The organism is Pseudomonas putida W15Oct28, assembly GCF_000708715.2.
In the GTDB taxonomy this organism is placed as follows: Bacteria; Pseudomonadota; Gammaproteobacteria; order Pseudomonadales; family Pseudomonadaceae; genus Aquipseudomonas; species Aquipseudomonas putida_R.
Map to the genome: position 1 here is coordinate 43,385 of NZ_JENB01000027.1, position 22,126 is coordinate 65,510.

A 22,126-nucleotide genomic window follows, 5' to 3' on the forward strand; every position below is an offset into this window, starting at 1 on the left:
TGTTACTCCTTGCCGTGGGCTTCGCTCATGCGCCATACCAGCATGGCGACCGAAGCATTCATGCGAAAAAGCGGGTCATCGATGGACTGCCCGCTCAGTTGTTCGATGCGCTGGATGCGCTGATTGATGGTGTTGCGGTGCAGCCCTAGCCGCTGTGCGGCCTTGAGCCCGTTGCCGTTTTCCATGAGCAAGGCGTCGAGGGTGTGCACCAGGGCATTGGCCTGCTTGCGCCCAGGGGCGATCAACGGGCCGAGCGTACGGCTGACAAAGTCGTCGATCAGCGAGCGGTCGACGATGCCTTGCAGCAGGCGCAGCACGCCCAGTTCGCTGAAGTTGCAATAGCCGTTGGCCGGTCGCAGGTGCTGCGCTACGTCCAAAGCCTGACGTGCCTCGTTGAGGGCCTGGCGATAATGCGCACAATCGTCGGCGAGGCTCGACAAACCCATGTGTAAACTCAGCTCACCCGTCGCGGCCTGCAACTGCCGGTAAAGCGCAGCCAACGTTTCGGGCAGGTCGTGTGTATCGGCCAGCAGCACCACGAACAGATCGCCCGGCAGCTGCGCCGTAACGCTGCCTGGCCGTTGGCGGCACCAGGCTTCGAGCTGGTCTTCCAGGGCCTGCCGGGTAGCTTGCCAGGTACGCTCGCCGTGGGCCAGCCCATGGTGCTCGAACAAGCCATCCACACCCGCCAGGCGCAAAGCCAGCAAGCGCCGCGGCGCGTCCAGTGCCAGTTGCAGGTGCGTTGCCCGCTGTCGGGCAATCGCCAGGCTCGGGTAGTCGCCGGTGAGCAACTGGCCAAGGATGTCGTGGCGCGAGCGGCGTACCTGGCTCATCTGCACCAGCGCCGTGCCAATCAGGTGGGTGACCACCACCATTTTCAATGCATACGGCTGCTCGATCAGCGGCAGGCCAAGTTGCTCGGCTCGCGCGATGACAGATGCAGGGACGCTCTGGATAAAGCTGCCGCCGGTGAGGATCACCATGCCGGCGATGCCCACGGCGTCGCCGTCTTCCACCAGGCTCAGCAGGTTGGCCTCGCCGCGCGGGTGGTTGATGCCAGTGACAAACACCAACTCACCGCCCATCACCCATTCGGCGATGCCTTCGTTTTCCGCCACATACGGCCAGCGCACCCGCCGCTGAAGGTTGCGTGCCCCGGCCAGCACACGCATCTCGTGCAGGCCAGGCAAATGCAGGATCTCGTCCAGCGCCAGGCTCACGGTTCGACACCCGCCTGGCCCGGCGCCCGGCGGCGTGCGCCCAGTTCGAGCATGACGATGTAACACAGGGCCGAGGCGCCGATACCCACCAGCGGAGCGACCCACGGCGAGGCGTACGCCAGGACCGCGCCCACGGCATAGGCAAACAGCCCGGTGAGGTTGTAGCGTGGCAGGCTTGCCGTGCCCAGTGCCGGGTACTGGCCGCGGTGGCGATACCAGAAGTCAGCCATGATCACCCCGCCCACCGGTGGAATGATCGAGCCCAGCAGCACCAGGAACGGGATCAGCATTTCGTACATGCCACCAATCGCCAGCACAATGCCAACCCCGGCCGCCACCAGCGTTGCCGTGCGCCGGCGCTCACTGCGCAACAAATGGCAGGCGGCCGCCGACACGTTGTAGATGGTCGGCCCCTGGATGGTCCACAGGTTCAGGCACAGCATCACCACAGCCGCGAACGACAGGCCCTGCAGCATCATTACTTCGACAATATCGGCCTGCTGGTAAACCATCGCGCACCAGGCACCGGCCACTACCATCAGGCCGTTGCCAAGCAGGAATGCCACCACGCTGGCGATCACCGCCACCCGGCCGCTACGCGACAGCCGTGTCCAGTTGGTGGCTTGGGTGGCACCACTGGCGAAGGTGCCGAACACCATGGTCACTGCTGCCGAAAAGGTCATGGTCTCGTGCGGCACTACTGCAGCCAGGCCGGCAAAGCCACCGGCATCGCGGGTGGCGATGTACATCGACACCAGCAGCAGCACGAACATCAATGGCACCGACACGCGCGACAGCACGTCCAGCCCCTTGAAGCCGATGATGGCAGTAATGCTGAAACCCAGCCCGAACAGCACCATCAACGGTACGCCGAAACCTTCCGCCAAGCCCAGTAGCTTGACCAGCACGATGGCCACCGTGGCCGTACCCCAGGCGTACCAGCCCAGTTCAGCGAAACCCAGCAGGAAATCCGAGAGCCGGCTACCTGCCTCACCGAAACAGAAGCGCCCCATCAACACGGTATTCAGCCCGCTGCGCGAAGCGATGAATGCCAACGCTGCGGCATACATCGCCAGCAGGCTGTTGCCGACGGTGGCCACCCACAACATGTCGACAAAGTTGAAAGCCATGCCCAGCTTGCCGCCGGCGAACATCGTGCCGGTGAAAAAGGTAAAGCTGAACAAGACCATGGCAATCGGCAGCAGGCCCTTGCGGGCGGACTGCGGGGCTTCGCTGAGGGGGAATTCGCTGGGTGAGCTCATTGCACGGGGCTCCGGGTGGTAGTTGGGAGCTGGAAGAGCAATATGCGGGCCGCTTTTTCGAGGGCCGAAACCCGGAATCAAATCGGGCAGGCAGCCCAGAAGGGGATGTGCACTGTGAACATTAAAGTCGCATTTCAGCGTTATGAAGGTGTGCTGAACGACTTATTTTGAGGCATTCATGCACCAAAGCGGGCTTGGGCTGGGTAGGATTCACCCAGCCAAGCTTGCGCGGTCAGTGTGGGGGCAACTGTATTGCTGCCCATTCTAAAATTCCGCACGATTACTGTGGGAGCGGGCGCGCCCGCGAACACCGGCGAAGCCGGTGCCATCCACCGCGCTGGATTCTTCGCGGGCTAGCCCGCTCCCACAGTGGCCCCGGTGGCCTATGCCGCCCCGTCCAGGCCCATCTGCCAGAAGTCCGCCTCCAGGCTGGACGCCTGGCCGAAAATCCCCACCAGCTCGGCAAAGCGCTGCTCGGTCATGCTCCGCGCTGCCAGTTCATCCAGGTGTTTGCGCGCTGCCGCCGCCACACTTTGGTAGCCCTCCCCGGCATACTCACCAATCCACTCGCGATACGGGTGGTTGCTCAAGTCGCCGATGCGCTCGGCCAGAGCCCGGCCGATTTCGGCATAGCCGATCACACAAGGCGCCAGTGCCACGTGCAGTTCCAACAGGTCACCGGCGGCGCCGCAGTCCAGCACGTACCGGGTGTATGCCACCGTGGCCTGGTGCTCTGGCGCGGCCTCGATATCTGCCTGGGTCAGCCCCCAACGCGCGCACAGGCGCACGTGCAGATCGGTTTCATCCAAAATCGCCGCCAGGCCGGCCTGCGCCGCGCGGATATCTGCCGGGCGACGGCTCTTGTAGGCCGCCAGTGCCCAGGCGCGGGCGAACTGGATGAGGAACAGGTAATCCTGTACCAGGTAAGTCCGGAACGCTTCCTCGCTCAGCGTGCCCTCGCCCATCTGCCGCACAAAGTCATGGTCTACATAGCTGTGCCACTGTTGGGTGGCTGCGGCCTTGAGGCGCTCGAAGATATCCATGCTCATTTGCCCTCCGGGTAGACGGCATCGAAGAAGGCCAGCTCCAGCGCAACGGTGCGCTGGTAGAAGTCACTTGCCAGTGCAGCTTCCTGCGGGCCGACGCGGTCCAGTTCAGACTGCAGGAAAGCAACAAAGGCCTGGAATGCCGGGTTGTCGTGCAGGGTGATCCACTCGGCATGGACGAAGTTGCCCGGCATCGGTTTTGGCGCCTTCAGCGCCCAGTCCAGGTACAGGCCTTCGGCAACGTTGAGCACTGCCAGCGCCGCTGCATACGAGCGGGTCGCTGCCGCTTCGCGCATGATCGCCTTGAAGCCTGCGGTTGGCACGGTATCGGTCGGTTCACTGCGTTGAGCCGGGCTTACATCCAGTGCCTCGAAGGCACGCAGGAAGTAGGTGTTCTCATCGCTGGAAATCATCCCGGCAAAGCGGCCGAAGCGCAGACGCGCCTCGAACGTATCGGCGGTGGCGATGGCCGCACCCAGCAAGGTCAGGAAACTGTCGAGAAAGCGATGGTCCTGCACCAGGTAGTCGACCATGATCGGGTCCGGCAGGCTGCCGTCGCACAATTGGGTCACGAAACGGTGGCCAACGGCCGCCGACCAGGTCGGCTCGCTTTGGCGGCGCAGGGACTGGCTGAAACGTTCGGTCATGTTGCTGTCCTTGATGAAGGTGACAGCGAGACCTTGGCAGTTGACATGGACGGGCCTCGCAGTGAGGCCGGCAAAAAGGCAGGTTACAAGCCCCATCCCTTCGCCGGCATGATCCGGATCAGGTTCGAAGGGTCACCGCGCTGCTGCTTGCAGCGGTTTCTCAGCCCTTTGCCGGGCTCCCCTTGGTGGCGAACAGGTATACCCCAGCGCGCCGGGGGTGTCACGCCCCAATGCACCCAATCAGTGGGCATTGGGTCACCCGCTTGTGGGGACTTGTACCCATTTTTGACGCCCCGCCGCTGGGTGCACATCAGGCGCCACAACGATTTGTTTAACAAAGCATTACTGAAATATCAGTTGGCACATCCGTTGCTGAAGGCCTTTTAACGGGCAAAACGCCATTGATGGCTAGAAGCCATACAGCCGCGAGCGAGGCACAAGGCAATGAAAACACCTGCCGTGATCCACCCTACCAGGCACGCATTCCAGCTATCTTCGGTCACCGCGCTGATGGTCAGCCTCGGACTGATCACGGCCATGGCCTCCCCCCTGGACGACAACAGCCAGCCGTCGCCGACCGACCCCTCGGCCTATACCGACCAGCCGGCCGACCCGACCCCGGCCTTGCTCAACCTGAACACCTTGCCAGACGCCAACCAAGGCTCGCTGGAGCTGATCAATGGTGTGTACGGCGACCGCAATACGGTGCGCATCGACAACGTGCTGCCGCCCGCCCTGCAAACCTCGGACCGATACCCCACAAACGGCAAACCCAGCCCGTTGTTCGGTGCGCAACCCTTCACTCAGCAACTGTTGTTGTTCGAAGAGTTCGGGCCAGAAAAACTGGACCCGACAGTGCCGCGGCCCGACCTGACCTTCCCAGTGCCCACCCTGGGCGCGGCCCCCGCGCAAGACCCCAACGTGGTTGCACGCAGCGGGCCAAGTGGCACGGCACTGGAAGCGTTCCTCAAGCAACCCGGGCTGTACCCGTTCCCGACCCAGTACGCCAATGTGCTGGACCGCAACCCATGGAAGGCGCAGATCGAGATGTTCCTCAACCGCCAGCCGGTCGGTTCGCCTGCTGAAGGCCGGCCACCAGGAAAAGGCTGGTCGCACCAGCGCTGGAACGAGTTCTACCCGCAGGCGGCATTCAAGACTGCGCAAGCCGGTGCGCGCATCAACCTCGGCCTGCGTGACCGCAAACAGCTGCACAACTATGCGGTTGGCGAGTTCGCACCCGGCGGCCTGTATTACCAGACCTCCGACATTCCGACCACGCTGGGCACCACCAAGGGCATCGACACCCGCTTCCACCCGAACATGCCCTTGCAGAACCACAAGTCGCTGTGGACATTCGACGGCACCTTCCCGGCCAAGGTGTTGATGGTGCGCTACGGCCAGCCGATCGTGATGCGCCATTACAATGCCCTGCCGATCGACCCCTCGGCCAACGGCGGCTTTGGCCTGCACACCATTTCCACCCACGAGCACAACGGCCACTCCCCGGCCGAGAGCGATGGCTTTGCCAACGCCTACTTCTTCCCGGGCCAGTACTATGACTACCGTTGGCCGGTGCAACTGGCCGGCTACGACACCATCAACACGCGCGCCCAGGACCCGCGTGCGGCCTTCCCCTGCGCACCGGGTGAAACCCTGTTCGTCAACGACGGCACGCCAGGCCTTAAAACTTGCCAGAACGGCAGCATCAAGATCCGCGGTGACTGGCGTGAAACCATGAGTACCCACTGGTTCCACGACCACATGATGGATTTCACGGCGCAGAACGTCTACAAGGGCAACGCCGTGATGATGAACTACTACAGCGCCCTGGACCGCGGTAACGAAGCCCTGCAGGACGGCGTCAACCTGCGTTTCCCCAGCGGCTCGGGCATGCCATGGGGTAACCGTGACTATGACGTCAACCTGATGATTGCCGACAAGGCCTGGGATGCCAACGGCCAGCTGTGGTTCAACCCGTTCAACACCGATGGCTTCCTCGGTGACCAGATCCTGGTCAACTGGCAGTACCAGCCCAGGCTCAAGGTGCGTGCGCGTAGCTACCGTTTCCGCATCCTCAATGGTTCGGTGTCGCGCTACTTCAAGTTTGCCGTGGTGCGGGAAATTGCCGGTACCAGCGGCGAGTTCAAAGGCCCGGCCGGCTCCAACCTGTCCTATGCCCGCGTGCCTTTCCACATGATTGCCAACGACGGCAACATCATGGAGCACGCCGTGCCATTCGACGGCACCCTGGACCTCAACGGTGACGGCAACCTGCAGGACAACAACGGCATCCTGCCGCTGCAGGGTATCGCCGAGCGCTACGACATCATCATCAATTTCGCCAAAAACGGCATCAAGGCGGGCGACAAGCTGTACTTCGTCAACCTCGAGGAGCACCGCACCGGCAAGGGCCCGGAAGTTGCCATTTCGCTGGCTGATGTGCTGTCCGGTAAATACAAGGCGGTGATCAAACAGACCAGCAAGGGCCCGCAGTGGGATAACGGCGACCCGGCGGTCGGCAAGTTCCTGCAACTGCTGGTGCAGCCATACACCGGCCAGGACCTGAGCATGGACCCGGTGGCCTATGAGCCCGCCAAGCCAGGAAAGGCCGCAGGCCTGAAAATGCTGCCGCTGCCAATTGACCGCGACTCGGCCACCGACCAGGCCAAGATAAAGAACGCCCGCCACCGCGAGTTCATCTTTGGCCGCTCCGACGGTACCGACACCGCCCCCTGGACCATCAAGACCGATGGCGGCTTTGGCTACAGCATGGACCCACGACGCATCAGTGCAGCGCCACAACTGGCCAACCAGTCCACCGACGGTGGTTTCAGCGGCGACGGCACCCTGGAAGTGTGGAAGATCGTCAACGGCGGTAATGGCTGGAGCCACCCGGTGCACGTGCACTTCGAGGAGGGCGTGATTCTTAGCCGCGACGGCAAGGCCCCGCCAGAGTGGGAAAAATGGGCACGCAAGGACGTGTATCGCATCGGGCCGGAGGTAGATTCTTCGGAAGAAGTGGAAATGGCCATCCGCTTCCGCGAGTTCGCCGGTACCTACATGGAGCACTGCCACAACACCCAGCATGAGGACTCGTCGATGCTGCTGCGCTGGGACATTGAGCACCCGGGGCAGTTCCAGGTGATGCCGACCCCGCTGCCAGGGTGGGATGGCGTGCAATACGTGGCTTCGGTGGGCCTGCCGACCTTCCGTACCAAAGGCCATGACGACGACGACCCGGCCAACAAACCACCCGTCGCGGCCAATGACAGTGCAGCCACTACCGCTGGCAAGCCGATCACCCTGAATGTGCTGGCCAACGACACCGACCCGGACGGCAACGTACCGCTGACAGTGACCGGCCTCAGCCAGCCAGACTCCGGCCAGGGTAGTGTCAGCACCAACGGCACCACAGTGACCTACACCCCACCCGCGACGGTCGCCACGCCGTTCACTGCCAGCTTCAACTACACGGCGCGGGATGCCAAGGGTGCCGAGTCGGTGAACCCGGCCACGGTCAGCATCGCCGTAAGCGCGGCGGCAGCGGTCGACCAGATCCAGGTCACCAGTGCCACGGTGCAGGTGCGCAGCGGCAACCGCTTCACCTGGGATGTGCAAGGGACCACCACGGTGGCCACGGGCAACAGCATCAGCGTGACTGCGGCAACCACCGGAGGCCCGGTAAGCCTGGGGAATGCCACGCTGACTGCCGCTACAACGGGAGCCCGCTGGCGGGTGTCTGTGACCACTACCGGCTTCGGCCCGGCCACGCCAGCAACGGTCACCGTGAAATCGACGCTGGGGCAGACGGTGACAGCGCCAGTCAGATATCAGTAAGTGCAATGCGGGGGCCGCCGTGCGGCCCCTTTCACCCAACAACGAGGATCGCATCATGCCCGGCTCATGGCGTTTCCTGCTGGTACTTGCGGTATTTGCCGCCAGCATCCCCTACTGGCCACTGCAGCCGAAGCAACCGGTGGCCGAGGAAACCGCAAGCCCTTGGGGCGCCAACTACTTCCCCAACATCCCCCTGCTCACCCAGGACGGCGAAAAGGTGCATTTCTTCGACGACCTGATCAAAGACAAAGTGGTCGCCATCAACTTCATCTTCACCGGCTGCTCCGACTCCTGCCCCGTGGAAACCGCGCGCTTGCGCCAGGTGCAGAAGATTCTGGGGGACCGGGTCGGCAAGGACATATTCCTCTATTCCATCAGCATCGACCCCTACAACGACACCCCCGCCACCCTCAAGCGCTATGCCGAAAAGTTCGGCATCGGCCCTGGCTGGACGCTGCTCACCGGCGAGCCCGACGACATCGAGCAACTGCGCCGTAGCCTGGGGCTGTGGATTGAAGGCCTGGAAAACGGCCGCTCCAAAGACCACAACCTGAGCCTTATCATCGGCAACCAGGCCACCGGCCGCTGGATGAAGGCCTCGCCCTTCGAAAGCCCGTACATCCTCGCCGACCGGCTGGGCAACAGCCTGCACAACTGGAAGCAGGCCAGCGCCATGAGCAACGACTATGCCCAAGCCCCCGAGATACGTTCGCCCAGCAGTGGCGAGCAGATTTTCCGCACGCGTTGCTCGTCCTGCCACACCTTGGGCAATACCGAGCCAGGCCAGCCAGCTATCGGCCCGGACCTGCTGGGCGTAACCCGTCAGCGTGACGCCAACTGGCTGACCCGCTGGCTGAAGGAGCCCGACCAGATGCTGGCCGAGAAAGACCCACTGGCCATGCTGCTGTATGAGCAATACAACCGCCTGGCCATGCCCAACATGCGCCTGGGCGATGCCGAAGTCAGCGCATTGATGAGCTATATCGAGGAAGAAACCACACGCCTGCAAACACCCGTCGCGAATCGGGAAAACCCTTAGAGGCGATTGGCCATTAGTCATCAGCCTGTCATCTCCTTGTCGTATTTTTTGAGCATCACCCAGGGTCGGGAACTATCAGCAGTGATACGCCGTTCGCTTTCCTCCGCCAGCCTCCTGCGGCTGCTGATCCTGATGCTGTGTGCAGCCACCCTGGCCTTTCTCTGGGGGCTGCACATCACGCAGAAAGCCGCCGCCCGCCAGGACGCGCTGTCGGCCAAGGCCGCCGAGCACCTGAACCTGGCCAGCATCGTCGGCGAAAGCCTGCGCCAACTGGTGGACCGCGCCCAGGCCGTGGGCCGGGTCACCCAGGACGACATGAAGGTGCTGCGCCAGGGCAACTTCAGCCTGGCGCGGATACTGGCCGAAGACCCGGTGTTCAAGCGCATGAGCCTGTACGACCGGCAAGGCCGGCTGTTGTCAGCCAGCCATACCGACGAGGCCACCGCACTGCCCGAGGACTGGTTACGCCAGCTGCAACGGCACGTCGCCCGCTATGGCTTCAAACCCTTTCTGCCCAGCGTGCAGGCGCCTGACCAGCAGGCCACCCTGCCCAACTGGCGCCTCCCCTTTCTGCTGCCATTGACCGACCTGCCAGGGCGCGAAATCGAAAACATCCTGGTGGTACAACTGGACATCGGCTACCTGGCGGTGCTGTTTCAGCATATCGACCTGGGCAGCAGCGGGCTGGTGCGCCTGCTGCAGGATGACGGCCTGGAGCGGCTGCGCATAGACACCAGCGGCGTGGTGGTGGCCGGCGATGGGTTGCAGCCAGAACTGCCGGATACCGGCAGCGACGCGGGCATGCTGACCCAATACGCGGCCGGCGACGCGTACCAGAGCCTGTACCGGCATGTGCCAGAGCGCGGGTTCAGCGTCGTGGTCAGCCAGCGCCAGGACGAAATCCTCGCGCCTTCGACCCTGGCCTATTCCCGACAATTCTGGTTGAACCTGAGCATGACGCTGATGATCATTGCCAGCCTGCTGTGGACCTTGCGCCTGTTGCGCAAGCGGCAAGAGGCCTTCTGTGCACTGGAACATGCCCAGCAAGTCAACCAGCAGCTTATCGGCCGCCTTGAGGACGAACACCGGCGCAGCAGCCATGCCGCCGCCACCGACCACCTCAGCGGGCTGCACAACCGCCGCCAGTTTGTCGAGGTGGCCGGCCAGGCGCTGACCCGCCAGCGTGGCAAGCGCCGGTTGATGGCAATCCTGTTCATCGACATGGACCGCTTCAAGTCGATCAACGATTCGCTCGGGCACAAGATCGGCGACCTGCTGTTGCAGGCCGTGGCCGGACGCATCCAGCGCTTGCTGGAGCCCGGTGACGAGGCTTCGCGCTTTGGCGGCGACGAATTCGTGGTGTTGCTGGCGGGCGAGCGCAGCGAAGACCAGATCAATGCCTGGGTCCGTGAATTGGTCCAGCGCTTGTCAGCCACCTATGCCCTTGACGGCCAGGAGGTCAACACCAGCCCGAGCGTGGGCGTCAGCATCTGCCCACGCGACGGCCAGGACATCGACAGCCTGATCCGCAGTGCCGATGCCGCAATGTATTCGGCCAAGCAGGCCGGGCGGGCCCAGTACCGCTTCTTCGACCCCTCGCTGAACCTGGCCGACATCCAGGCCTTTACCCTTGAGCAGGCGTTCGGCAGCGCCTTGGCCGAGCGCCAGTTCGTGCTGCACTACCAGCCGCAGATCCGCCTCGACACCCAGCAGGTACTGGGCTACGAAGCGCTGGTGCGTTGGGACCACCCCGAATTCGGCCTGCTGTACCCGGACCGCTTCATCGACCTGGCAGAGCGCAGCGGCTTTATTGTCGACCTGGGCTGGGAGGTGTTGCGCCTGGCCTGCGAGGCCCTGGCAGACTGGGACGCCCACGGCCGGGGAACACGGCTGGCCGTCAATGTATCGGCCCTGCAACTGCGCCAGGGCGACTTCGCCATGCGGCTGCTGAGCGAACTGCAACGGTATGCCATTGCCCCGCAGCGGCTGGAGCTGGAAATTACCGAAACCACCATCCTCGACCCCGAAGGTACGGCCGTGGAGCACCTGCATACCCTGCGCGGCGCCGGCCTGGGCATCAGCCTGGATGATTTCGGCCGCGGCTACGCCGGCTTCGCCCATCTGCATTCGCTGCCATTGAGCAAACTGAAGATCGACCGTTCGCTGATCGCCCCGCTGTCCAACAGCCCTGATGACAGCCCGATCGTGTCCTCCACCATCATCCTGGCCAAGCGCCTGGGCCTTGAAGTGGTCGCCGAAGGCGTGGAAACCCGCGAACAGGTGGTGTGCCTGAAGCTCGCCGGTTGTGATATCGCCCAGGGCTACCACTTCAGTCGGCCACTGTCGCCGGCGCAGTTGCGCGAGTACCCGCCGTTCAATGGTGTCGAGGAAAAGGCATGCGTGTAATGAGAGCGCTGGCAGGGTTGATGGCGGTCAGCGTGTCCATCAACGTGGCACTGGCCGATTGCACGCCACACAGCTTGCGCCTTGCGGTGATCCCGATCAAAAGTGCCATCGACATGGCCCGTGAGCACCAACCGCTGCTGCAACGCCTGAGCCAGGCGGCCGGGGTACCGGTGGAGCTGGTGATTGCGACCTCTTACGAAAGCGTGGTGGACGCGATTGTTTCTGGTGGTGCGGACATCGCCCGCCTTGGCCCTGCCTCGTATGTACTGGCCCATCGTCGCGATCCGCGTATCGAGCCGTTTGCCACCTTTACCTTGAGTGCCGGCCCTTACACCCCGGCAGGCAATCATTACCAGGCGCTGCTGCTGACCCGCGGCGAAAGCCCTGACAATATCGAAGCTTTGCGCGGCAGGCGCGTGGCCCTGACCGACCCGGCCAGCACCTCGGGCAGCCTGGTGCCCAGTGTCGAATTTGCCGCCCGGGTGGGCATGCCGCTGTCGCAGTTCTTTGGTGCGCTGGTGTATGCCGGCAACCACGACAAGGCGCTGGAGGCGTTGCTGGAGGGCCGGGTCGATGCCGCGTTCGTCGCCAGCGAGCGCACCGATGCCTATGTGGCCCAGCATGCCATCGCCCCAACGCGGCTCAAGGCGCAGTGGCGCTCGCAACCGATCTACTACGACCCGTATGTGTTCAGTGCCAGCCTGTGCCCGGCGCTGAAAAGCCGTATTCGCAAAGCCATGCTCGATGACCCGCAGGCACTGGCGGCATTCGTTGCCTCACAGGATGCCAGCGGGCTGGTGCCGGTCAGCCAGGCCGACTATGAACCGCTGCAGCAGATGATGAATGCGGCGTTGCCCCTCCAGTAGCAGCAGATATCTTCCGGGCTGGCGCGATTTTTGTGGGAGCGGGCGTGCCCGCGAACACCGGCGCAGCCGGTGCCATCCACCGCGTTGAATTCTTCGCGGGCACGCCCGCTCCCACAGGGAAACCAGTGGGTGTGCCATCACCTACAGTGGGTGAGGTACACGACAGACAACCCATTTCGGTTTATCGTGTACCCATCACCCGCCGACACCCGCACCATGACCGATATCGAGCGCTACCTTCGCGCCGCCACCCGTGACAACACCCGGCGCAGCTACCAGGCTGCCATCGAGCACTTTGAAACCCACTGGGGCGGTTTTCTCCCGGCCACCGCCGAGAGTATTGCCCGCTATCTGGCCGACCACGCCGACCAGCATGCCGTCAGCACCCTGCGCCAGCGCCTGGCTGCACTCAGCCAGTGGCACGTCGCCCAAGGCTTCCCCGACCCGACCAAGGCGCCGCTGGTGCGCCAGGTGCTGCGCGGTATCCGCACCCTGCACCCGACGCCGCCCAAACAGGCAGCCCCGCTGTTGCTGCAGCACCTGCAAACTGCGGTGACCTGTTTTGAAGAGGAAGCCCGCCAGGCACGTGAACATCACGACCTGGCCGCCCTGCGCCGGGCCCGGCGCGACAGTGCGCTGCTGTTGCTGGGTTTCTGGCGTGGTTTTCGTGGTGATGAACTGGCGCGCCTGCGCATCGAACATATCCAGGCCGAAGCCGGTGTCGGTATCACGTTGTTCCTGCCGCGCAGCAAGGGCGACCGTGAAGCCTTGGGCGTGCAACACCGCACCCCTGCCCTCAAGGCCTTGTGCCCGGTCACGGCCTACCTGCAATGGCTGGAGGTCGCCGGCATTGCCCATGGGCCGGTATTCCGCAAGCTCGACCGCTGGGGCAACCTCGGTGACAGCGCACTCAACAGCAACAGCCTGGTCGGCCTGCTGCGGCGCATGCTGGAGCGTGCCGGGGTACCGGCGGCGTTGTATACCGGCCACTCACTGCGGCGTGGCTTCGCCACCTGGGCAACCGCCAATGGCTGGGAACTGAAGTCGCTGATGAGCTATGTGGGCTGGAAAGACGCCAAGTCGGCCTTGCGCTATATCGACTCGGCGCAGCGCTTTGGCGAATTGGCCGTTTTACCGGCCAGCCAGACGCAACGGCTTATTCCTTGAAGCTGTGCCGGGCGACGCCGCCCGTTTCCGGGCGGATGGCATACAGGTCGCCAGCATCGGGGTAATGGTGCAGCTCTTCAGGGCTCATGTCGAAGCGCGCGGTGCTGATGTACAAGGTGTTCAAGCCCGGCCCGCCAAAGCAGCAACTGGTAGGGCACGGTACCGGCATCAACACCTGGTCGGTCAGGTGGCCGTGGCGGTCGTAGCGCAGCAGGCAGCTGCCATGGTACTGGCACACCCACAACCCGCCATCGCGGTCCAGCGCCAGGCCATCCGGCCGCCCCAGCTCAGCAGGGGTTTCGGCAAACAGCGTCACCGCGCCCAGCCGGCCTTCGGCGAGGTACTCGGCGCGGTAGATGGCGCGCGCCGCCGAATCGACGAAGTACACCGTACGGCCGTCCTGCGACCAGGCAAGGCCGGTGGGCAAGGCCAGGTCGTCATGGATCACCTGGTCGCTCAACTGCCCGTCGAAGCGGAACAGCGCCCCGGTATTGCCACTCAAGGCTTCGTCCATCAGCCCGGTTACGAAGCGGCCTTGCGGGTCACAAGCGCCGTCGTTGAAGCGGTAGGTCGAGCGCGGATGGACCGATGCCGAATGCTGGCGCACCTTGCGCGCCGGCACATCGAAGATGGCCACACTGTCATCTTCGGTGAAAATCAGGTTGCCCCGGTCGGTCAGCGCCAGGGCGCCAATGCGCGCGGCTGACTCGTAAAGGTTGCGGACCTCACCATCGGGTGCCAGGCAGTTGATGCGTCCGCCAGAAATATCGACAAAGTACAATGCGCCACTGCACTCATCCCAGACCAGGCTTTCACCAAGGTCCGCGCGCGTGTTGGCGACTTTGACTGGCACGTAGTTGCATTCCTTGATGCGGTTCCAGCGCTCGGCCACCTCCGCCAGGTCGGCGGCCTGCACACGGCCCAGGTCCCGAGGGTAGCTGACGCCGCTGTTTTCGTTGAAGCGTGTGGCGGTGAACTGCCCGTTGCTGGCGCGCAAGATGTAGCCGGTGTCATGGCACAGCGCACTGGCCAGGTACAGCACGCCGGGCGTGACCCACTCGGGTTTCAATTCTTCTGGCGGTTGGCTGATGCCCCACATGCGGGTCTTGGCCACCGGCGATATGGCATTGACCAGGATGCCGTGCTCCTGGCCCTCCATGCTCAGGGCGTTCATGATGCCGACCTGGGCCATCTTGCCGGCGGCATAGGCCACCAGCCCGGGCTGCGCATAGCGCTGGTACATGGCACGGTCCGAGGTGGTCAGCACTACCCGTGGCGCAGTGGAGCGCTTGAGGTGGGGCCAGGCATGCTTGGCCAGCCACACGGGCGCCTGCACGTTGATGCCCAGCGCGCGTTGCAGAAAGGCGGCTTCATGATCCTCGATACGCTGGTAATCGACCCAGCCGGCATTGTGGATGAGGATATCCAGCGCACCGAAATGCTCGATGGCCAGCTCGACCAGCTGCTTGCAGGCGCCCTCGTCCTCCAGTTGGCCGGCGTGCCCAACCACAGCAAAGCCTTTCGCACGCATGGCCGTCAGTGCGTGTTCAAGCGCCGAAGCGTCCTGCCCTTGCCCCGATCGGTCGGTGCCCAGGTCGCTGATGACGACCCGCGCGCCGCGTTCGGCCAACGCCATGGCATAGGCCAGGCCAAGGCCTTGTGCGGCACCGGTGATGACCGCAACTTTATTGTGAAAAGGGTCTGTGACGGGCATTTCTGGCTACCTTCAATTCTCCTTTTTACGATATCAACAAACAAATCCATGACTTAATATTAAAAGCATGCACATTTGATATCTCATGGATATCACCGACAAGTAGCCACGCTGCAGGAATAGTGGATGATCGAAACACGTTTGCTCAGGCAGTTCATCGCTGTGGCCGAGGAATTGCACTTTCACAAGGCCGCCGAGCGCCTGCACATGGCGCAACCGCCGCTGAGCCAGGCCATCAACCGCCTTGAAGAAAAGCTGGGCTTCAGCCTGCTGCTGCGTAACAAGCGCGGGGTGCGCCTGACCGCAGCGGGTGCGGCGTTTCTCGACACGGCCTACCGCACCCTGGCTGAGCTGGAACAGGGGATCGAGTACGCCCGCAATGTGTCTGCAGGGGTCAGTGGCAAGCTGACCATCACGGCGATTTCCATCGCCTATTACGACTCGCTGCTCAGCAGCTTGCGCCGTTTTCGCGAGACTTACCCGAGCGTGCAGTTGACCATCCGCGAGATGCCATCCGCCTCGCAGGCCAAGGCTTTGCTGGCCGGCGAAGCGGACATCGGCTTCATGCGCAGGCTACCGTTGCCGGCGGGCACGCTTGAAGCACGGTTGTTGCTGGACGAGCAGATCGTCATGGCCCTGCCCGCCAGCCACCCGAAGGCGCAGCACGGGGAAGTCGACCTGCGCGAGTTTGCCGATGAGGTCTTCGTGTTCACCCCCCAAGCATTGGGCGGCGGCTATCACGCGCAGCTGGTGGCGCTGTGCGAGGCGGCGGGTTTCTACCCCAAGGTGGTGCAGGAGGCAGCGCAGATCCATACCCTGCTGGGCCTGGTGGCCTGCGGTTTTGGCGTGGCCCTTGTACCGGCCTCGTTCGTTGGCTCAACCCCGCGCGAACGCGTGCAGTTTTGCCCGATTCGCTCTATTGATGAGCAACCCGCACCCGGGATCGGCCTGTACATGAAATGGAACGCCCAGAACGCTTCGCCAGCACTGGCCAACTTCATTGCCATGTTTGAAAACCAAGGGATCACAGGCGGCTAGGAACACTGTCCATCAAATGCTTCGAATAACCCTGTGGGAGCGGGTTCACCCGCGAACACCGGCGTAGCCGGTGCCATACACCGCGTCGCATTCTTCGCGGGTGAACCCGCTCCCACACGGTCCAGCGACTTTGTTCAAAACTGTTTGGCACAGCGCCACAGCCGACCAATGTCACAAGCCCGCGCCTGCAGCAGCTGCGCAGCATTGGCACAGGCCTGTTCCAGGCTCATCGGTCCGCTGGCCAACGCAAATGCAGCATCGACCCCATGGGCATACAACTGCTGATAACCCTCACCCAAAGTCCCGGCCAGCACCACCACTGGCACGCCGTAACGTTTGGCTACCCGGGCCACCCCCATCGGTGTCTTGCCGCGCAGTGTCTGGGCATCGAAACGGCCTTCGCCAGTTATCACCAGATCTGCCCCCTGCACCAGTGCATCGAGGCCGGCCAGCTCGGCCACTACCTCCACCCCTGGGCGGAACTGTGCGCCCATGAAGGCCCGGGCAGCGAAGCCCATGCCACCGGCAGCACCGCAACCCGGGTAGTCGCGCACATCCTCACCCAGCAACTTTGCACAGCGATCGGCAAAATGCCCTAGCGCCTGGTCCAGCGCCTGCACCTGCTGCGGGTTGGCCCCCTTCTGCGGGCCGAAGATCGCCGAAGCACCATTGGCGCCACACAGCGGGTTGTCGACGTCGGCCGCCACTTCAAATTGCACTTCAGCGAGCCGTGGGTCCAGGTCGCTGGCGTCGATGCGGGCCAGCTTGGCCAAGGCCAGGCCACCCTCCTCCAGCGCTTGCCCATCAGCGTCCAGCAGGCGCAGGCCGAGCGCTCGCAACATGCCGCTGCCGGCGTCGTTGGTGGCGCTTCCGCCGATGGCCAGCACCACGCGCTGCGCGCCGGCGGCCAGGGCGGCGGCAATCAGCTCGCCGGTGCCCCAGGTGCTGCTGCGGCAGGCGTCGCGCTGACCGGTGGGCACCAGTTGCAGGCCACTGGCCTGGGCCATTTCGATGATTGCCGTACGGCTTTGTGGCAACCAGCCCCAGCCGGCCTCCACGCTTTGCCCCAGCGGCCCACGCACGGTCTGGCGGCGCAGTTCGCCGTGGCTGGCGGCAAGGATCGCCTCCATGGTGCCTTCGCCGCCGTCGGCCATCGGGCACTCCACCAGCTCCGCTTCCGGCCACGCCTCGCCCAGGCCCGCGGCGATAGCGCGAGCGACACCGGCAGCGTCGAGGCTGTCCTTGAACGAGTCGGGGGCAATGACGATCTTCATGGGGATTCTCCTGTCCTGATGAGCGGCATGCTGACAGCTGTTCGCCAAGGGGGCCTCGGTCAAATGCACAAAACGCCGGGCGGGTTGTTTGGGCGGATGCCTTCGTGGTTGCGATCTTGCCCTTGTGGGAGCGGCCTTGCGTCGCGAAAGGGCTGCGCAGCAGCCCCTCGAATTTCAGCGTTGTCGCAAATCCCGGGGGGGGCCGCGCCCACAAAGACCGCACACAGCTCGAGCTCAAGCTGCTGGCAACAGCTGCAACCCCAGATACAAACTGAGCATCCCTTCCATGCGTAGCGGGTCGACCTCGCCCAGTTCGGCAATCCGCTCCAGGCGGTAGCGCAGGCTGTTGCGGTGGATGCCCAGGGCATCGGCACAGGCCTGGCTCTGGCCGTCATGGGCACACCAGGTACGCAGGGTGGTGAGCAACTGGCCGCTGTTGTCCCTGGCGCTAATGCGCTGCAGCGGCTCCAGCAGCTCATCCAGCGCGTCATCGTTGCGGTGGCGCCACAGCAGCGCCGGCAGCCGGTAACGCTGCAGGCTGAGCAAGCGTTCGGTCGGCAATACCTCGCGGCCATAGGCCAGCAAGTCACGTACCCGGCGGTAACCCCGGCGCAACTGCTCAAGGCTCTGCACGGCACTGCCCAGGGCCAGGCGCTCCACCTCCCAGCCGTGGCGTTGCAGGCGCTCCAGCAGGCGCGGTTCATCCAGTGCCACGCTGGCCGGCCGGCACCACAGCAATGACTGGCGCGCCGGGCTAACGCACCAGCTGTCCGGGTACCGGCTCATCAACCACGCCGACAAGGCCTCGGCGGGTGGCCCCGAGGCCAGTTCGAACAGGCAGGGTACCCGTGGCAGCTGAGGCTTCAGGCCCAATTGCCGGGCTTCGTCGAGCAGCCGCGGTGAATCACCGCTGCCACCCAGCAACAGCGCCAGCAAATCATCACAGCGCTGCCGTCGCCATTGCTGGTCGGCCTGTAGATGGCGCTGGGCCAACAGCATCTCGGCGGTCATGCGTACCAGCTCGCCATAGGTGCGCACCTGCTGCGGGTCACCGGTCAGGCCCAGCACGCCCATCAGCCGGCCATCCAGCATCAGTGGCAGGTTCACCCCGGGCTGCACGCCCTTCAGGCACTTGGCCGCGTCAGTATCCAGTTCGACGATGCGGCCGTTGGCCAGAACCAGCTGCGCCCCCTCGTGACGGGTGTTGATGCGCTCCGGCTCGCCGCTGCCCAGGATCAAGCCCTGGCTGTCCATGACATTGACGTTGCACGGCAGAATGGCCATTGCCCGGTCAACGATATCCTGTGCCAGGTCATGGTCGAGTTCGAACATTGCGTGGTCCTTTAGGTGTTAGGCTTTTGGGCTCGGGCACAGCAGCCTGGGCCGAGCGCTGTGCAAAAGCACAAAGACAGGCTAGCCGCAGTCCCCGAGACTCGTCAGGGCGAGCGCCGGAACAGGCGACGCGGCAAAAACCATAACAACAGAGAACCCGATCATGGCACACAGCCCCGCCCCTGACCAAGGCTCGGACACCACCCGCAACGCGCTGTACCGGCGCATCACCCTGCGGCTGATTCCGTTCATTTTCATCTGCTACCTGTTCAACTACCTGGACCGCGTCAACGTCGGCTTTGCCAAGCTGCAGATGCTCGACGCCCTGAAATTCAGCGAAACGGTGTACGGCCTGGGTGCCGGCATCTTCTTCATCGGTTACGTGCTCTGCGGCCTGCCGAGCAACCTGGCACTCAACCGCTTCGGCCCGCGGCGCTGGATCGCGCTGATGATGATTGCCTGGGGCAGCCTGTCGACCTGCCTGCTGTTCGTAACCACCCCCACCGAATTCTATGCCCTGCGCCTGCTCACCGGCGCTGCCGAAGCCGGCTTCTTCCCGGGCGTGGTGCTGTACCTTTCGCGCTGGTTCCCGGCCGCCCGTCGCGGCCGCATCATGGCCCTGTTCATGTCGGCGATCCCGGTGTCGGGCCTGCTCGGCGGGCCGTTCTCCGGCTGGATCCTCCAGCACTTTGCTGCCGGCCAGCACGGCCTGGCCGGCTGGCAATGGATGTTCCTGATCCAGGGCCTGCCCACCGTTGCCCTGGGTGTGCTGGCGGTGTTCCTGCTCAGCGACGGCTACCAGAAAGCCGCTTGGTTGAGCCAGGCCGAACGCCAGCTGATCGCCAACGACCTCGAAGCCGACGCTGCAGGTAAGCCGAAAACCACGGGCGATGGCGTGCTCGCCGTGTTGACCAACCCGCTGATCTGGACCTTTGGCTTCATCTACTTCTGCATCCAGAGTGGCGTGTACGCGATCAACTTCTGGCTACCGTCGATCATCAAGAACATGGGCTTCGACAACCCACTGCTGATCGGCTGGCTGAGCGCCATCCCGTACCTGCTGGCCGGTGTGTTCATGATCCTTTGCGGGCGCTCGGCAGACCTGCGCAACGAGCGCCGCTGGCACCTTGTGGTGCCGATGCTGATGGGCGCTATCGGCCTGCTGATTGCGGTGAACTTCGCCGGCAACCCGGCCATTGCCATTCTGGGTCTGTCGATCGCCACCATGGGCGCGCTTACCGGGCTGCCGATGTTCTGGCCGATGCCAACCGCGCTGCTCAGTGCCGGCACCGCAGTTGCGGGCCTGGCGATCATCAACTCCGTGGGCCAGATGGCCGGTTTCCTCAGCCCGTATCTAGTGGGGTTCATCAAGGACCAGACAGGTTCGACCGATGCCGCCTTGTATTCGCTGGCGGCGCTGATCGTGCTGGGTAGCCTGGTGGCCCTGCGCGTCACACGAGCGGGTGCGCTGAGTTCTGCACGGGCCAATTGAGCCTGTTCGCGGGTGAACCCGCTCCCACAGGGATACCACAGCCTTCGCGTTTGTGGTGACCCTGTGGTGATCCTGTGGGAGCGGGTTCACCCGCGAAGAGGCCCGCCCAGGCGACACAAAACCTCCCTCCTCCACCGATCGTCAGCTCAACGCATCCCCTCTGCACCCCAGGCGTCAAATGGTTCCAAAGGCCCCTTTGGAGAAGCCCCATGACCCAGCACGCCGTGGCCCGCCTGGCCCAACTCGACGAACACCGCCCCTTGCGCGTCCAGGCCGGCAATGAAGAGCTCATCCTCATTCGCCAGGGCGATCAGGTCCATGCCTACCAGGGGAACTGCCCCCACGCAGGTGCCCCACTGGACGAAGGCGTGGTCTGCGGCGGCCTGCTGGTCTGCCCCTGGCACAAGGCCGCCTTCGCCGTTGATGACGGGGTGGTCTGCGAACCCCCTGCACTGGCTGACCTGCGCCGCTATAAGGCTTGGGTGAAGGGCGATGAAGTCTGGGTCGACGACCAGCCTTTGCCAGTAATCGACCCACCCAGGCACAGCGATGCCCGTTGTTTCGTAGTCGTCGGCGCCGGTGCAGCCGGCAGCGCTGCAGTTGCCACCCTGCTCGCCCATGGCTTCGCTGGGCGGCTGGTGTGGATCGACCAGGAACGCCAGCCGGCCTACGACCGCACCGCGCTGAGCAAATTCGTGATTGCCGGGCAGATGGCGCCCGATGAAGTGCCCGCGTTGCTCGAGGCCGACGCCCTGCGCAAGGGCCACCTGGAGCGCAAGCACGGCAAGGTGCGCACCTTGAACAGTCAGAAACGCCAACTTACGCTCGTCGATGGCCAGCAGATCGAATACGACGCCTGCCTGCTGGCCACGGGTGCCAAAGCACTGCGCCCTGACATCCCCGGCGTCGATTTGCCCGGCGTGTTCACCTTGCGCTCGCGGGAGGACGCTGCGCAGTTGCTCGACGCAGCCGAGCCCGGCCAGCCGGTGGTGATCGTGGGTGACGGTTTCATCGGCCTGGAGGCGGCCTCTGCCCTGTGCGAGTACGGTGTTCAGGTGCACGTGGTGACTCGCCATGAAATCCCGCTTGCCAAGCAACTGGGGGACCGTATCGGGCGCAGCATTCGCGAACTGCATGAGCGCAAAGGGGTCACCTTCCATGGCCCTACGGAAGTCCAGAGGATCGAAGGCGGGGACAATGTCGAAGCGGTGCTGCTGGCAAACGGTGAACGCCTGCCGACGCCACTGGTTCTGCTTGGCATCGGCGTGAAACCGGCCACCGCCTTCCTCCAGGGCGTACAGCTGACCGAGGACAAGTCGCTGCGGGTCGATGCAGAAATGCGCGCCGCTGACGGTTTGTGGGCCGCAGGTGACATCGTTACCTTCCCGCTTTTGGGGCGCCCAGTGCGCATCGAGCACTGGCGCCTGGCTCAGCAACACGGGGTGATCGCCGCCGCCAACATGCTCGGCGAGCAGCGCCGCTACGCCGATGTGCCCTTTTTCTGGACCTACCAGCACGGCAGCACCTATGAGGTACTGGGCCATGCGCGGGAGTGGAACCGGATCGAGTTCGTCGGCGAGCCGGAAAAAGGCGATTTCATTGCCCTTCAGTGTCTGGATGAACGGGTCGAGGCCGTTATCGCCAAGGGGTATTCCGATGCCATGGCAATACTGTCACAGCGCCTGAAGCGCCCATTGACCCTGCAAGAGGCGATGGCGCTGATTGGCTGAGGGGTGCCTTTCAAAGCGCCCCGGTTGTGTGTAAAACAGGTGGATCAGCTGACTGT

At 63.9% G+C, this 22,126-nt stretch carries 15 protein-coding genes, 1 pseudogene and 1 riboswitch; of the genes and pseudogenes, 8 read left to right on the forward strand and 8 right to left on the reverse strand.

Annotation, left to right across the window (positions count from 1 at the left end):
- Window positions 1-2: 2 nt before the first annotated feature.
- From AK81_RS18755 to AK81_RS18770, 4 genes are all read right to left on the reverse strand, one after another.
- Window positions 3-1,220, reverse strand: coding sequence for a PucR family transcriptional regulator (locus AK81_RS18755; RefSeq protein ID WP_043201234.1), 1,218 nt, complete (start codon window positions 1,218-1,220; stop codon window positions 3-5).
- The gene (gene codB / locus AK81_RS18760) at window positions 1,217-2,482 is read right to left on the reverse strand and encodes a cytosine permease (protein ID WP_043201241.1); all 1,266 of its coding nucleotides are present in this window, start codon (window positions 2,480-2,482) and stop codon (window positions 1,217-1,219) included. The genes AK81_RS18755 and codB overlap by 4 nt, the downstream gene beginning before the upstream one ends.
- Before the next feature lie 383 nt (window positions 2,483-2,865).
- Window positions 2,866-3,531: a thiaminase II gene (gene tenA / locus AK81_RS18765; RefSeq protein ID WP_043201242.1), complete on the reverse strand. Its 666-nt coding sequence runs from the start codon at window positions 3,529-3,531 to the stop codon at window positions 2,866-2,868.
- Entirely contained in the window at window positions 3,528-4,175 is a 648-nt protein-coding gene (locus tag AK81_RS18770; protein WP_043201243.1) for a TenA family protein, read from the reverse strand. Before AK81_RS18770 ends, tenA begins: the two co-directional genes overlap by 4 nt.
- A 78-nt stretch (window positions 4,176-4,253) precedes the next feature.
- A riboswitch (TPP riboswitch) is annotated at window positions 4,254-4,368 on the reverse strand.
- Window positions 4,369-4,619: 251 nt separating this feature from the next.
- Here AK81_RS18770 and AK81_RS18775 point away from each other — a divergent pair.
- From AK81_RS18775 to AK81_RS18795, 5 genes are all read left to right on the forward strand, one after another.
- Entirely contained in the window at window positions 4,620-8,012 is a 3,393-nt protein-coding gene (locus AK81_RS18775; protein ID WP_043201244.1) for an Ig-like domain-containing protein, read from the forward strand.
- Between the two features lie 55 nt (window positions 8,013-8,067).
- Window positions 8,068-9,051: an SCO family protein gene (locus tag AK81_RS18780; protein ID WP_043201246.1), complete on the forward strand. Its 984-nt coding sequence runs from the start codon at window positions 8,068-8,070 to the stop codon at window positions 9,049-9,051.
- A gap of 81 nt (window positions 9,052-9,132) precedes the next feature.
- Window positions 9,133-11,457, forward strand: coding sequence for a putative bifunctional diguanylate cyclase/phosphodiesterase (locus AK81_RS18785; RefSeq protein WP_043201247.1), 2,325 nt, complete (start codon window positions 9,133-9,135; stop codon window positions 11,455-11,457).
- Entirely contained in the window at window positions 11,448-12,323 is an 876-nt protein-coding gene (locus AK81_RS18790) for a phosphate/phosphite/phosphonate ABC transporter substrate-binding protein (protein WP_043201248.1), read from the forward strand. The genes AK81_RS18785 and AK81_RS18790 overlap by 10 nt, the downstream gene beginning before the upstream one ends.
- A 186-nt stretch (window positions 12,324-12,509) precedes the next feature.
- Window positions 12,510-13,490 carry a site-specific integrase gene (locus AK81_RS18795; protein WP_160325562.1) on the forward strand — a complete coding sequence of 327 codons (981 nt, stop codon included), beginning with the start codon at window positions 12,510-12,512 and terminating at the stop codon, window positions 13,488-13,490.
- Here AK81_RS18795 and AK81_RS30475 read toward each other — a convergent pair.
- Together AK81_RS30475 and AK81_RS30480 are read right to left on the reverse strand one after the other, a co-directional pair.
- Window positions 13,480-14,589: an SMP-30/gluconolactonase/LRE family protein gene (locus tag AK81_RS30475; RefSeq protein WP_241496094.1), complete on the reverse strand. Its 1,110-nt coding sequence runs from the start codon at window positions 14,587-14,589 to the stop codon at window positions 13,480-13,482. The two genes, AK81_RS18795 and AK81_RS30475, sit on opposite strands and share 11 nt — an antisense overlap.
- Before the next feature lie 45 nt (window positions 14,590-14,634).
- Window positions 14,635-15,204 (reverse strand): annotated as a pseudogene (locus tag AK81_RS30480) (SDR family NAD(P)-dependent oxidoreductase); the annotation flags it as partial.
- 126 nt (window positions 15,205-15,330) lie between these two features.
- Here AK81_RS30480 and AK81_RS18805 point away from each other — a divergent pair.
- A complete protein-coding gene (locus tag AK81_RS18805; RefSeq protein WP_043201253.1) occupies window positions 15,331-16,242 on the forward strand; it encodes a LysR family transcriptional regulator in 912 nt (303 codons plus the stop codon).
- 134 nt (window positions 16,243-16,376) lie between these two features.
- Here AK81_RS18805 and AK81_RS18810 read toward each other — a convergent pair whose 3' ends face one another.
- Together AK81_RS18810 and AK81_RS18815 are read right to left on the reverse strand one after the other, a co-directional pair.
- The gene (locus tag AK81_RS18810) at window positions 16,377-17,516 is read right to left on the reverse strand and encodes a glycerate kinase (protein WP_043201254.1); all 1,140 of its coding nucleotides are present in this window, start codon (window positions 17,514-17,516) and stop codon (window positions 16,377-16,379) included.
- Between the two features lie 234 nt (window positions 17,517-17,750).
- Window positions 17,751-18,848: a sugar diacid recognition domain-containing protein gene (locus tag AK81_RS18815; RefSeq protein WP_043201255.1), complete on the reverse strand. Its 1,098-nt coding sequence runs from the start codon at window positions 18,846-18,848 to the stop codon at window positions 17,751-17,753.
- 163 nt (window positions 18,849-19,011) lie between these two features.
- Here AK81_RS18815 and AK81_RS18820 point away from each other — a divergent pair, with 163 nt between their 5' ends.
- Together AK81_RS18820 and AK81_RS18825 are read left to right on the forward strand one after the other, a co-directional pair.
- On the forward strand, window positions 19,012-20,340 hold the full coding sequence (locus AK81_RS18820; protein ID WP_043201256.1) for an MFS transporter: 1,329 nt from the start codon (window positions 19,012-19,014) through the stop codon (window positions 20,338-20,340).
- Window positions 20,341-20,549: 209 nt separating this feature from the next.
- Window positions 20,550-22,070, forward strand: a complete 1,521-nt coding sequence (locus AK81_RS18825; RefSeq protein WP_043201257.1) for an FAD-dependent oxidoreductase — start codon at window positions 20,550-20,552, stop codon at window positions 22,068-22,070.
- Window positions 22,071-22,126: the final 56 nt, after the last annotated feature.

Bases quoted from the DNA above. Each gene is read 5' to 3' on its own strand.
- codB (WP_043201241.1), bottom strand. From the start codon at position 2,482: ATGAGCTCACCCAGCGAATTCCCCCTCAGCGAAGCCCCGCAGTCCGCC.
- tenA (WP_043201242.1), bottom strand. From the start codon at position 3,531: ATGAGCATGGATATCTTCGAGCGCCTCAAGGCCGCAGCCACCCAACAG.
- AK81_RS18770 (WP_043201243.1), bottom strand. From the start codon at position 4,175: ATGACCGAACGTTTCAGCCAGTCCCTGCGCCGCCAAAGCGAGCCGACC.
- AK81_RS18775 (WP_043201244.1), top strand. From the start codon at position 4,620: ATGAAAACACCTGCCGTGATCCACCCTACCAGGCACGCATTCCAGCTA.
- AK81_RS18780 (WP_043201246.1), top strand. From the start codon at position 8,068: ATGCCCGGCTCATGGCGTTTCCTGCTGGTACTTGCGGTATTTGCCGCC.
- AK81_RS18790 (WP_043201248.1), top strand. From the start codon at position 11,448: ATGCGTGTAATGAGAGCGCTGGCAGGGTTGATGGCGGTCAGCGTGTCC.
- AK81_RS30475 (WP_241496094.1), bottom strand. From the start codon at position 14,589: ATGTGGGGCATCAGCCAACCGCCAGAAGAATTGAAACCCGAGTGGGTC.
- AK81_RS18805 (WP_043201253.1), top strand. From the start codon at position 15,331: ATGATCGAAACACGTTTGCTCAGGCAGTTCATCGCTGTGGCCGAGGAA.
- AK81_RS18810 (WP_043201254.1), bottom strand. From the start codon at position 17,516: ATGAAGATCGTCATTGCCCCCGACTCGTTCAAGGACAGCCTCGACGCT.
- AK81_RS18815 (WP_043201255.1), bottom strand. From the start codon at position 18,848: ATGTTCGAACTCGACCATGACCTGGCACAGGATATCGTTGACCGGGCA.
- AK81_RS18820 (WP_043201256.1), top strand. From the start codon at position 19,012: ATGGCACACAGCCCCGCCCCTGACCAAGGCTCGGACACCACCCGCAAC.
- AK81_RS18825 (WP_043201257.1), top strand. From the start codon at position 20,550: ATGACCCAGCACGCCGTGGCCCGCCTGGCCCAACTCGACGAACACCGC.